The sequence below is a fragment of the Aureitalea marina genome (assembly GCF_002943755.1).
Lineage (GTDB): Bacteria > Bacteroidota > Bacteroidia > Flavobacteriales > Flavobacteriaceae > Aureitalea > Aureitalea marina.
Genome location: NZ_MQUB01000001.1, coordinates 1,876,074 through 1,888,717, shown reverse-complemented (window position 1 = coordinate 1,888,717; position 12,644 = coordinate 1,876,074). Strand labels below are relative to the sequence as shown.

At 45.4% G+C, this 12,644-nt stretch carries 12 protein-coding genes; 9 read left to right on the top strand and 3 right to left on the bottom strand.

The window, feature by feature from the left end:
* The first annotated feature begins 3 nt into the window (after positions 1–3).
* On the top strand, positions 4–1,359 hold the full coding sequence (locus BST85_RS08725; protein WP_104812893.1) for a UDP-N-acetylmuramate--L-alanine ligase: 1,356 nt from the start codon (positions 4–6) through the stop codon (positions 1,357–1,359).
* Here the strand turns inward: BST85_RS08725 and BST85_RS08720 are convergent, their stop codons facing one another.
* Together BST85_RS08720 and BST85_RS08715 are read right to left on the bottom strand one after the other, a co-directional pair.
* On the bottom strand, positions 1,360–1,971 hold the full coding sequence (locus BST85_RS08720) for an FMN-binding negative transcriptional regulator (protein WP_104812892.1): 612 nt from the start codon (positions 1,969–1,971) through the stop codon (positions 1,360–1,362). It lies immediately after the preceding gene.
* A 14-nt stretch (positions 1,972–1,985) separates the two neighbouring features.
* Positions 1,986–2,435 carry a DUF1569 domain-containing protein gene (locus tag BST85_RS08715; protein ID WP_104812891.1) on the bottom strand — a complete coding sequence of 150 codons (450 nt, stop codon included), beginning with the start codon at positions 2,433–2,435 and terminating at the stop codon, positions 1,986–1,988.
* A gap of 127 nt (positions 2,436–2,562) precedes the next feature.
* Between BST85_RS08715 and radC the strand changes: the two genes are divergently transcribed.
* From radC to BST85_RS08675, 8 genes are read left to right on the top strand one after another with little or no spacing between them, the layout of a single operon-like run.
* A complete protein-coding gene (gene radC, locus BST85_RS08710; protein ID WP_245917662.1) occupies positions 2,563–3,255 on the top strand; it encodes a RadC family protein in 693 nt (230 codons plus the stop codon).
* Entirely contained in the window at positions 3,233–4,555 is a 1,323-nt protein-coding gene (locus BST85_RS08705; RefSeq protein WP_146090692.1) for a DUF7033 domain-containing protein, read from the top strand. The genes radC and BST85_RS08705 overlap by 23 nt, the downstream gene beginning before the upstream one ends.
* The gene (locus BST85_RS08700; protein WP_104812888.1) at positions 4,548–5,237 is read left to right on the top strand and encodes a YjjG family noncanonical pyrimidine nucleotidase; all 690 of its coding nucleotides are present in this window, start codon (positions 4,548–4,550) and stop codon (positions 5,235–5,237) included. The genes BST85_RS08705 and BST85_RS08700 overlap by 8 nt, the downstream gene beginning before the upstream one ends.
* A 44-nt stretch (positions 5,238–5,281) precedes the next feature.
* A complete protein-coding gene (locus tag BST85_RS08695; protein ID WP_146090691.1) occupies positions 5,282–5,839 on the top strand; it encodes a hypothetical protein in 558 nt (185 codons plus the stop codon).
* 4 nt (positions 5,840–5,843) lie between these two features.
* Complete coding sequence (locus tag BST85_RS08690; protein WP_104812886.1) at positions 5,844–7,244, top strand: DUF5723 family protein; 1,401 nt, start codon at positions 5,844–5,846, stop codon at positions 7,242–7,244.
* A complete protein-coding gene (locus tag BST85_RS08685; RefSeq protein WP_104812885.1) occupies positions 7,241–8,026 on the top strand; it encodes a hypothetical protein in 786 nt (261 codons plus the stop codon). The genes BST85_RS08690 and BST85_RS08685 overlap by 4 nt, the downstream gene beginning before the upstream one ends.
* A complete protein-coding gene (locus BST85_RS08680) occupies positions 8,019–8,552 on the top strand; it encodes an FG-GAP repeat domain-containing protein (RefSeq protein WP_104812884.1) in 534 nt (177 codons plus the stop codon). Before BST85_RS08685 ends, BST85_RS08680 begins: the two co-directional genes overlap by 8 nt.
* Positions 8,525–11,368 (top strand): VCBS repeat-containing protein, encoded by a 2,844-nt coding sequence (locus BST85_RS08675; protein WP_104812883.1) that lies wholly within the window; start codon positions 8,525–8,527, stop codon positions 11,366–11,368. The genes BST85_RS08680 and BST85_RS08675 overlap by 28 nt, the downstream gene beginning before the upstream one ends.
* On the opposite strand, the gene BST85_RS08670 is transcribed toward BST85_RS08675, so the two are convergent.
* The gene (locus BST85_RS08670; protein ID WP_104812882.1) at positions 11,356–12,639 is read right to left on the bottom strand and encodes a replication-associated recombination protein A; all 1,284 of its coding nucleotides are present in this window, start codon (positions 12,637–12,639) and stop codon (positions 11,356–11,358) included. The genes BST85_RS08675 and BST85_RS08670 overlap by 13 nt on opposite strands.
* Positions 12,640–12,644: the final 5 nt, after the last annotated feature.

The following is a 12,644-nucleotide window of genomic DNA, read 5'->3' as shown; positions in this document are numbered from 1 at the left end:
TCTATGCAAATTCATTTTATTGCTATTGGGGGAAGTGCTATGCACAACCTGGCCCTGGCGTTACATCAGAAGGGATATCAGGTAAGCGGTAGCGATGACGATATTTTCGAACCTTCACGGTCACGTTTGGATCGATCCGGATTGCTTCCTGAGGCTATGGGATGGTTCCCGGATCGCATTCACGCTCAACTAGATGCCGTCATCCTTGGTATGCATGCGAAAGCAGATAATCCAGAATTAAAACGTGCTCAGGAATTAGGCTTGCCGATTTTCTCTTATCCCGAGTTTCTTTATCAACAATCCAAGGAAAAGACCAGGGTCGTCATTGGGGGATCTCACGGTAAGACCACCATCACTTCCATGATACTACATGTGCTTAATTATTGGGAGAAAGAAGTGGATTATATGGTGGGTGCTCAGCTGGATGGCTTTGAGACCATGGTACAGCTTACAGACGGAAATGATTTCATGGTCCTGGAGGGCGATGAATATCTCTCTTCACCATTGGACAGACGCCCGAAGTTTCATCTGTATCAACCCAATATTGCCTTGCTTAGCGGAATTGCCTGGGATCATATCAATGTATTCCCAAGCTTTGAGAATTACCTGGATCAATTTCGAATCTTTATCGAGAAGATCACCCCAGGGGGAGCCTTGATCTACAACGAGGAAGACGAGCGTCTTAAGACTTTGGTCGAGGAAACGACTCATACGATAAAGAAATACCCGTACAAAACCCCGGAGTATAGAGTAGTGGGTGATCAGACCTTGTTGGAAACACCAGAAGGCCCTATGCCTATTGAGGTGTTTGGGAAGCACAATCTGAATAATCTGGAAGGAGCCCGATGGATCTGCCAGTTAATGGGGGTAGACCAGCAGGATTTCTATGAAGCCATAGCCAGTTTCAAAGGTGCCAGCAAGCGTTTGGAAAAGTTGGTCGAAACTCCTTCTGTGGTGGTCTACAAGGACTTTGCACATTCGCCCTCCAAGGTAGAGGCGACCACCAAGGCCGTGAAAGAACAATATCAGGACAGGGATCTATTGGCCTGTTTGGAACTGCATACTTACAGTAGTTTAAATCCTGTTTTTTTGAAGGAGTATCGCGGTGCACTGAACGTGGCAGATCAGGCCGTTGTGTTTTATTCTCCTCATGCGGTGGCTATCAAAAAACTACAACCCCTGACAGAAGAACAGATCCGAGAGGCTTTTCAACGAGAGGATCTGGTCGTTTTTACACAACCTGAAAAATTTAAAGAACACCTCTACAGCCAACTGGATCAGCCCAAAGCTGTTTTATTGATGAGTTCCGGTAATTATGGTGGTTTAGATCTTGAAGAATTGAAGCAACGGCTTCAGTGATTACTTGTACATTCGTTCGATGAATTCCTCCTCGGACGCCCGACTATTGTCCATCATCTCTTGTTTGGCGGCACGTCCATCTGCGGGATGTTTGTCTTGGGATAATTTGAATTTACCATCCCAATGCTCCATGTCTATGGTAAAGGCCTGGATATAGTTGACGGCCCTGGCCATTCTTGGATTGTCCATTTCCAGTACAAATCGTGGTTTACTTCCTTCCAGGAATGCGGTCATGTCTATCATGGTCTGTTTAGCTCGCTCGGGCTCATTGATCAGGGTGATTCTCCCTTTGATATGAACGATGAGGTAATTCCAGGTGGGTAACTGGTCGCTTCTATAAACGCCCGGTGAAATGTAGGTATCCGGCCCTTTAAAGACCACTGTAGCTTGTTTTCCATCCTGCAGTGTCCTGACCTGCGGGTTGTACTTATCTATATGCGCTACCAACTGACCTAAAGCTTCATTGTATATAATGGGAATATGGGTAACAAAAGCTTCATCCCCGTCTGCCGTCACCAACTCCGCCAGGGGATAATTTCGGATAAGGTCGATCATTTTCTCCCGGTCTTGAATCTGATGATGTGGAGGTGGATATTTTGGGTGCTGTTCCATGGAATAGGCTCGAGTTAAACTCCAAATTGTCTCAGGTGATGGTCCAGGTGTTTATATTGCATTTTACCCCATTGTTCCGAGGTCAATTTTCCGAACGCTGGGTGTATGGGCCAATTATGATCTTTGCCTTTTTCGTGGAACTGAGCCGCTAGTTCCAGCAACCTGGATTTTTCCGTTTCATAGACTTTGGCATCCTTTACCAGGAACTCCGGAGCAGTTCTCATCCCTTTACCCCAGGGCTTGTCATTGTACAAGGTCTTTTTGAATACTTTAAAAGCCAATTTCATCAAGCCCCCCGGCGGTTTGATGGTGGATATTCCGAGCGGTATTTCGAAAGCTTTCTGACAATGATGTAGCATTTGGGCGACGTCCATCTTTCCCCATTTGGCGGGCTGGTCCGGACTCAATTTGTCCAATCGGTCCTGGATAATTTGGTATCCTTGCTGCTCGAATAAAGACTCCATAGCGTGATTATTTTGGAAATTAAAGATACGAATTAATGATAGCCGACTCTTAATTCTTGAATACGCTGAAAACTGCTGTTCGGGATGATAGTGGTACTAATTTTTCATGCTAGTTTCGGAAAAAAAGATGTATCGATTTAGTATACCCCTAAGAGGATGGAAGGACGAAGACCGGCCCAGGGAGAAGTTTCTGCTTAAAGGTGCAGCAGCATTGAGCGATGCGGAGTTGTTGGCGGTGTTGATCGGGTCCGGGACCAGGGATCGATCTGCGGTGACCATTGGACGCCAATTATTAAACAAGGCGGAGAATCAATTGAATTCATTGGCACGCTTCAGCCTGGAAGATCTCTGCAATTTTAAAGGCATCGGACAGGTGAAAGCAGTAAAGATAGCCGCGGCCTTGGAGTTAGGCAGAAGAAGGCAGCAGGAACCGGCCAGACAACGAACAAGTATTCAATCCAGCAAACATGTCTTCGAGCTTCTGCATGCCGTTCTTGGTGATCTGCCACATGAAGAATTTTGGTGCATTTACCTGAACAATGCCAATCGGGTGATGTGCTATGATCAATTGAGCAAGGGTGGGATCACCGGAACCATGGTCGATATCAGATTGGTCTATCGCCAAGCCATTCGGATCAGTGCTGTAGCCATCATTCTGGCCCATAATCACCCTTCCGGTACCCTGAAGCCAAGTGAGTCTGATATTCGACTTACCCGGAAACTGGTAGAGGCCGGCAAACATCTGGATGTACAGGTTTTGGACCATCTAATAATCACTGAAAAAGCGTATTTTAGCTTTGCTGACGAACAACTCCTTTGATCCATTCATGCTCCTGATCTACACCCGGCAAACGACCTCCCGAGTTGATTATATCTTCAAGCACATTTGTACGCGCATCCTAGGGCTGGAGATCAGTTTCACTTCTGCGGTAGAGCAATTTGTCTCTCACCAGGGGCCAAAAATGTCTTATGGCAAACAAGCCTTGGGAAACGAATTCTTTATTAAAAGTCAAGGTCTTTTATTTGAGCAAGGCTTTGAGGATCAACCCATACAGGTAAGACCCTTTAAGGAAACGGTCTGCTTCTTTGCAGTGGATGGCAACAGCCATTTAGCCTTTGATATATTTTCCGCAGCCTTTTACCTCATGTCGCGCTACGAGGAGTATCTGCCTCATGTTAAGGATACAAGAGGGCGTTTTCCTGCCGAAGCCTCCTTAGGTTTTAAGGAGGGTTTTCTCATGCAGCCGGTGGTCGATATATGGGCACAATATTTTGGACAAGCGTTGAAGCAACAATTCCCGGCAATAACATTAAGAAACGAAGGCTTCAAGACTCACACCATCATTAATGCTGAATTGCCGTACCGATATTTACAGCGGGGAGCTATAGCCACCAGCATGAATCTGCTGGGCAATTTGATTCGCTTGCGGTTTGTTTCGTTCTTCCAGGTATTACAGGTTGTGATGGGGTGGAAGAAAGATCCTTATGACACCTTTGAGTTCTTAATGAACAATTCAGGCAAGGAATCTTATCCACAAACCTTGTTCTTTCTTTTAGGCGAGGCCAGTCAATTCTCTCGCAATATTAACAGCCGCCGAAAGAAATTTCAATCGCTTGTCAAATATGTGGCCGACTATACAACAGTTGGACTGGTGATCTCACAGAATGCCTTGTCCGATCTGAATGAATTGCAGCAGGAAAAAAAGGCCTTGGAAGAATTGACCCATCGTGAGGTCACTGCTTCAATGAATACCAATTATCTGATCAGCCTTCCAGATATTTACAGACTCCTGGTCGAAGTTGAAATTCCCCGTGATTTCTCCATGGTGTATGAAGATCAGATCGGTTTCCGTGCCGGCACCTGTACGCCATTTCTTTTTTACGATCTGGATTACGAAATAAAGACACCGCTATTGATCCAACCCGTTGCTGCGGCCATAAGCGGATTGCAAGGACAAAAAAGACAGCAGGTGCACGACAAACTATTGAAATTAATGGAAGAAGTGAGAAGACTTAATGGGGAGTTTTCTGTGATTCTTCGGAATGAGGACTTCGCCAAGACCTTTCAAAACAGGACCTGGCATGGACTTTACGATCAAATTCGCAAGCGGGATGAATAAACAAGCGGTAGCACATATTTTTTTTGACCTGGACCATACCATTTGGGATTTCGACCGAAACTCGGCCTTGGCATTTGGACGGGTATTTTCTACACATAGGATCCAGCTGGAAGTCGCTCGGTTTGTCAAGATCTATGAACCCATTAATTTCAATTATTGGAAATTGTTCAGAGAGGAGCGAATTTCTAAACAAGAGCTCAGAAGAGGTCGATTTCAAGATGCTTTTGGGGCATTGGGGATGCACTTCGATATCACGACCATCGATCTTTTGGCAGAGTCCTATATCCAGGAATTACCCGGTGACAACCATTTATTCGAAGGGGCGGAACAATTGCTGGAGCGCCTGGCGGATATTTACAAATTGCACATCATTACGAATGGCTTTCACCAGGTTCAGCACCAAAAACTAGCCAACAGTGGGATTGCCCACCTGTTTAGTACAGTAACTACTTCCGAAGAGGCCAGGGTGAAAAAACCACATCCTTATATTTTTCGGTTGGCCATGGAGAAGGCAGGTGCCTTGCCGGAAGAATCTTTGATGATAGGTGATACCTTCGAAGCCGATATCCTAGGGGCAGAAGAGGTTGGTATGCAGACAATTTTCATCAACTATCACAAGGAGAATATTCCCATCAACTATACCTGTGTAGACCAGTTATGGGAACTGGACGCTTTCTTATAATATTTAGGGCTCACAAGACGTTGTTTTAAATAACAACCCCCCAGATGAGAACAAACCTATTTCCTTCTTTCTTAGTCTGTTTCGGACTGATGCTGCTTGGATCTTGTGCGAAGGATGTCGATTTTGATCAGGCTAATGAGGTAGCCTTGCGACCGGTGGTGGAATTGAACCTCATCTTTTTCGATCTGCAATTCGATCGCTTCTTCGATCAGGAAACCGGGCAGATCAATCAGATCGTTCGGGATACTACCGAGATCCGTTTTCTGGACGATTCCGGAACACAGGAGAGCCTGCAGCGTGTAGATTTTCTTTTCCGGTTTACCAATTCCATAGACCGAACTTTCCAGGTTGATTTTAGATTCATCTCCCAGCAAAATGATACGGTTTATACCATTCCGGCACAAGTGATCAATGGCAGTGTGTCTGCCCCTGTGCTAACGGAGATATTCGAGGTTGTAGAAGGAGATCAAATTATGAATCTGACCATGGCCAATCGGTTGGTGGTCGAGACTGAGATCGCGTCGGCTGATCCCGGGTTGGAAGGTAATCTGAACTTGCAATCCAAGACCACCTATTTTTTTGAGATCAAGGAGAGGGAATAATCATATGCGTATTTTAACCGTCCTTCTTGTGGCACTGTTGATCAATTGGGCCTCCGCTCAGAATAAGCAATTGCTTTACGGATTCAGTGAGATCCCACAGTCCTTGCTGGTCAATCCCGGGGAAGAAACCAACCTAGAGCGACATTTTGGAATTCCTTTATTTTCTCAGTTTCACATCAATGGAGGTTCGTCTGGGGTAACGGTTTACGACATTTTTCGGAATGATGGTGGAGATATCAATCAGCGGATCGGGCAAAAGATATTCGAGCTGTCGGAAAATGATTTCTTTACAGCCACCCAGCAATTGGAGATTATCTCTTTTGGTTGGAGGAATCGGAAGGAAATGTATTTCAGTGCCGGGATCTATCAAGAACTTGATTTCATTGCCTATTTTCCTAGAGATCTGGCCATACTGGCTTGGGAAGGCAATCAAAACTACCTGGACTATCCATTTGATCTCGAAGAGGTAAGTGCTGTGGCCGATCTGGTCAATGTTTACCACTTTGGAATCAACAAAAGGGTCAGTAAGAAATGGACATTGGGTGCAAGGGTTAAGCTGTATTCGGGAATTCTAAACATAAAAAGTACTGGGAATCGGGGGACATTTACTACTCGAGTAGCATCAGGGGATTCTGAAAACATTTATGAACATACCATAGAAAATGCTGAGGTCACGGTAAATACTTCTGGGGTCATGGATCTGGATGAAGGAGGTGCTTCTAAGATCATTGGGCGGGCCATTTTTAGTGGTAACCTTGGTCTGGGATTGGATCTAGGGGCTTCCTACAATATTAACGACCAGGTAACGGCTAGTGCCAGTTTACTCGATATTGGGGCCATTGTTTACAGCAGAAATAATGAATCCTACGAGGCCAGAGGCAGTTATACACTGGACGGCATAGAATTACTCTTTCCTCCTTTATCAGAAGGTGAGCCCGCACCACCTTACTGGGATGACCTGGAAGACGAATTGGAGGCTGCAATACCCATAGATACAGTCAGCAGTGCTTACACGGTTTGGAGACCGTTAAAAGTGAATGCTGCCGTAAGCTATGGTTTTGGACGTTTGGCCAGTGGGCAGGAATGCGATTGTCGTAACATGGATGCCGGTACTAAATGGAAACAGGAAGTTGGCTTGCAATTGTTCACGATAAAGAGACCAAATAGATTCCAAGGAGCAGCTACTGTTTATTACTACCGCCGGATGTGGGAATTCCTTTCGGCGAAATTGACATACACAATAGACTCTTATTCTTATGATAATTTGGGGCTGGGGGTTTCAGCTCTTTTCGGTCGGTTCAATTTTTACGTCATGGCCGACAATATGCTGCGTTACGGCAATATCGCTAAGGCAAAAAGTGTATCTTTACAACTGGGACTCAACCTAAAATTAGACCAGCAATGATAAGAACGCTTATCGCACTTTTTTTCCTTTTTTCTTTAGTAACAGACAGCTTTGCACAACGAAAAATTGGCGACTACACTTATATTGTAGTACCCTATCAGTACACCTTTTTAAAAGGGAAGGATACACACAGGTTAAATACCTTAACTCGTTACGAATTAAGAAATTACGGCTATGAAGCAGTGTTTCAAGAGGAATTGCCGGAAGATCTGAAACGATGTGATGTTCTTTGGTTAGAGGCCGAATCTAAAACCGGCTTTCCGTACACCAAGACTACGGTCCATCTAAAGGACTGTAATGGCTTCACAGTCTATTCTACCAAAGAAGGCAAGAGCAAAGAGAAGGAGTACAAGGTGGCCTACCAGGAATCCATGCGAAGAGCCTTGGAAAGCTTCGAATTGACCGCTCTGGCAGCCGCGGAGGCAGCTACTCCGTCAGAAGGAACAGAAAGAAGCCGTAAGACAACAGCTGCTGTTGTAGCAACAGAAGAAGCAGCCAATGCGGCTGCAGAAGAGGTTTCTGCGAAAGAGGTGGTCATGTCGGACCAGGAGACCTACAGTTATCAGGATTTTCAGTTGATCGCCCGTGGAGATCAATTTGAGATCAGAAGGGCAGGAGAAAAGATCGGAACCATGGTTCCAACCTCCCAAAAAAACACCTATCTAGTTAATACAAATGGTTTTAGTGGAATTGCCAGAAAGACCAAGAACGGTTTTGAGATCGAACGGCAAGTGGAAGGTCAATCTGACCTTATGGTGATGAAATTTGTAAAAGATGAATAAATATTATTCTAAACACCCTCTTTACTACACCCTATTATTTCTTCTTCTTTCTACTTTACTGATCAGTTGTAAGGAAGAAAATGAATCGGAGTCCCCTAAACCTACCGATACAGGGATTGCCAAGGACGATCACCAGGGCCTGTTCAGAAAAGTACCTGCATCCCAGTCTGGTGTTCTGTTCGCCAACAGCCTGCAGGAAGATGTTAGTACCATTGAGAATCTCTTCGATTTTGATTATTTCTATAATGGAGCCGGCGTAGGTATAGAAGACATCAATAACGATGGGCTTCCGGATCTATTTTTTGCCGGAAATCAAGTACCCAATAAGCTCTACCTGAACAAAGGAGACTTCCAGTTTGAGGACATATCAGACCAAGCCGGTATCAATGAGAATAAAGTTTGGTCCAATGGAGTGACCTTTGTAGACATCAATGCCGACGGCTGGATGGATGTTTATGTTTCTCAAGGGGGCCAAAACGCGATTATGATCGGTCCAATTTGTTATACATCAATAATGGAGATCTGACCTTTACGGAGAGCGCAGAGCAGTACGGACTGAACGATCAAGGCATCAGTACCCAATCTGTATTCTTTGATATGGACAAAGATGGGGATCTGGATTGCTTCGTTTCCAACGAAAATGAGTTTTATGGCCTGGATCCATTGAGATTCTTTAATCAGATGGAAGTTAGGCCTGCAGATCTGGAGAAAAGTTCCGTACAGATGTACCGCAACGACGGTAACAGCTTCACCCGTATAACAAAGGAGGCAGGGATGCTTACCCCGTCCTTTGGACTCGGTGTAACGGCGGGCGATGTCAACCAAGATGGTTGGATCGATGTTTACGTGGCCAACGACTACTATGTGCCCGATGCTCTTTTTATTAATCAAGGGAAAGGAACATTCGCTAATCGCATTAAGGATCACATCAGACAGATCACCTTTTTTGGAATGGGTGTCGATATGGCCGACATCAATAATGATGGGAACCAGGATATTTATGTGCTGGATATGGCATCCAGTGATCACGTTCGATCCAAGACATTAATGGCCTCAATGGACACCAAGCGATTTTCCTTGTTGGTGGACCGATTTGAGATGCCATATCAGTATATGTTCAACTCGCTGCAGCTCAATGTAGGGAATGACCAGTTTGTCAATATTGCGCAACATGCGAAAGTCGCCAAGACAGATTGGAGTTGGGCAGGTTTAATGACAGATTTTGATCTGGATGGCCTAAAGGATATCTATGTGACCAATGGTTACCGCCGTTATGCACTGGATAATGATTCCAGGATCATGGTGACCCAGGCCAAGCAAGCCTATCAGGGAAATGTGCCGGTCGAGGTCAAGCAGCGCTTGTACGATGCGCTTCCCAGCGAAAAACTATCCAATATCCTTTATCAGAATACCGAGGGTCTGGAATTCAAGAATAAGACCGCTAAATGGGGGTTCTTAGAACCGTCTTTCTCTAATGGGGCTTCTTATGCCGATTTGGACAATGACGGTGACCTTGATCTGGTGATCAACAATATTGACGAACCGGCCTTTATCTATCAGAATCTATCTGTAGACAGAGAAGTTGGAAACTATTTAAAGGTGGTCACCAAGGGTAAGACTTCTGAACCTTTTGCGCGTGTCGAACTGTTCTACGACGGGAGAACACAGCTAATAGAGACCAAGCGGGTTAAAGGTTATTTATCTGCTACAACTCCTGACGCCCATTTTGGATTAGGCGATGTACAAGTAGTGGATACGGTGCGGGTAACCTGGCCCAATGGAAAGATGGAGGAACGCTATGCTGTAGATGTGAATTCTTCATTGACCTTCAAGGAAGAGGAGGCATTCGCGGATAGCAACATAAATTCAGGATCAAATACGGCCTTCAAACAAGTTGCCGTCAGAGGTATGTCCTTTGATCACCTGGAGAATGATTTTGACGATTTTGTAGACGAGATCTTACTTCCGTACAAGCAATCTACTTTTGGACCCTACATGGCCAAGGCGGACATCAATGGGGATGGGAAAGAAGATCTCTGGATCGGAGGGGCAACAGGACAAGCTGGTGCTGTTTTTGTACAAAGTGATTCCGGTTTCAGAAAGCTGAGGAGTACCGTGCTTCAAGAGGATTCCGGTCATGAGGACATGGAAGCTGTCTGGTTTGATGCCGATGGTGATTCTGATATGGATCTTTACGTTGTAAGTGGTGGAAATGAGTTTCCTGCATCGGATCCGCTTTACAAAGACCGGTTGTATATCAATGATGGGTCTGGAGGGCTCACAAAGGCAGCTGTATCTTTGTTGCCTGCCGGACTTGCAGAAAGTGGTAAAACAGTCACTGCTTTCGATATGGATGGCGACGGCGATAAGGACCTTGTTGTCGGTAATAGGATCACTCCCGGTCAGTATCCCATGGCGGCCACCTCATTTATCCTTAGAAATGATGCTGGCCAGTTTAGTTTGGCGACGGCCGAGATGGCTCCAGAATTCTCCACCTTCGGAATTGTAAACAAAACCATTGCTACAGATTTTGATCAGGATGGTCAAATGGACTTCATGGCAGTAGCAGAATGGGGTGGTGTAGGATTCTTTAAGAATCAAGGAGGAGTTTTTGAGAATATCGCTGCTCAATACGATTTGGCGGATAAGTTGGGATGGTGGTTTCACGTGGGTGAGACTGATGTGAATAATGATGGCCTTCCAGACTATGTTCTCGGTAATATGGGTTCCAATATCAAGTTCAAAGCCTCGGCAGACAAGCCTTTCCGGGTATATGGCAATGATTTTGACGGAAACGGTACTTTCGACCTGGTATTGAGCAAGAAATACAACGGCAAGGATGTGCCGGTCAGAGGGCGAGAGTGTTCTTCCCAGCAGATGCCTTTTATTACAGAGAAGTTCTCAACCTATAACGAATTTGCTAATGCCTCGCTGCAGGATATTTATGGAGAGGAATTGAACTCTGCATACCAAGCAGAGATGAACACCCTTAAGTCTGTTGTTTTGATCAATACCGGAAGTGGTTTCGAAATACGGGAACTTCCCCCAGAGGCCCAATTGTTCCCTGTATTTGCTTCAATCTCTACTGATATAAATAAAGACGGATACCAGGATATTGTATTAGCAGGCAACATCTTTAATACTGAAGTAGAAACCCCTAGAATGGACATGGGTTTAGGCTTAGTTCTACTTGGAGGAGAAACCGGATATCGATCTATGAAATGGGAGGATGCTGGTCTGTATTTGGATGGAAATGTAAAGTCCCTGGAATTTATTCCTGAGCTACAACTTTTAATTGCAGGAACCAACAACGGATCTCTCCAACTACGTCAACTTCCCTGATCGTATTTATCTCGCCACAAGCCCTTTAAATAGGTCTGCAGACTAAGTTCTCTTTTATTATTTCCTGGAGCGTAGAGAGAGGTACCTGAAATCTCTTCTGGCAGAAATTCATGAGGTGTAAAATTACCTTCATAATCGTGGGCATAAGCGTAGTCTTGACCATAACCCAACTCCTTCATCAATTTAGTAGGTGCGTTCCGAATAGATAAAGGCACCGATAGATCCCCGGTCTGTTTGACCAACTGCTGGGCTTTCTTAATTGCGGCATAGGCAGAATTGCTCTTAGGAGAAGTTGCCAGGTAGATGGTGCATTGGCTGAGTATTATCCGGGCTTCCGGATAACCGATTAGGTTTACAGCCTGGAAGGTGTTGTTAGCCATCACCAGTGCAGTTGGGTTGGCCAGACCGATATCCTCAGAGGCCAAAATGACCAATCGTCGGGCGATGAATTTGACATCTTCCCCGCCTTCTACCATCCGAGCCAACCAATAGACAGCTGCATGAGGGTCACTTCCCCTGATCGATTTAATAAAGGCCGATATGATATCATAATGCTGTTCTCCCGTCTTATCGTATAGCACCGTGTTCTGCTGAACCTTTTGCAATACCATTTGGTCTGTGATCTCCACTTGCTCGCCTGGCTCTGACAGGACAATCAGTTCTAGCATATTGAGTAGTTTCCTGCCATCACCTCCTGAAAGACGGATCAGGGCCTCGGTCTCCTTAAGGGTCACTTTTTTAGCTCTGAGTTGATCGTCCTCCTCCAGTGCCCTTTTTAGCAATACCTCGAGGTCCTCCTTCCCAAATGGGTTCAAAACATAAACTTGGCAACGTGACAGCAGGGCAGGGATTACTTCGAAACTTGGGTTCTCTGTTGTTGCTCCTATCAGGGTGATCCAACCTTTTTCAACCGCTCCTAGCAGGGAATCCTGTTGCGATTTACTGAAGCGATGGATCTCATCAATGAAGAGGATGGGATTCTTAGCGGTAAAGAGGTCGTTGCTTTTCCTTGCCTTTGCAATAACTTCCCTAACAGCAGCAACACCGCTGTCTATTGCACTTAGGGTGTAGAATGGTCTGCCGGATTCATTAGCAACGATCTGGGCAAGGGTGGTCTTTCCCGTACCGGGAGGTCCCCAAAAGATCATGGATGAGATCATGCCACTTTGAAGTTGTGCCTTGAGCGAGCCCTCAGGTCCAACCAGATGTCTCTGGCTGATATAATCGGCCAGGGAGGTAGGTCTCATCCGTTCTGCCAGTGGTGCACTCATAGGTG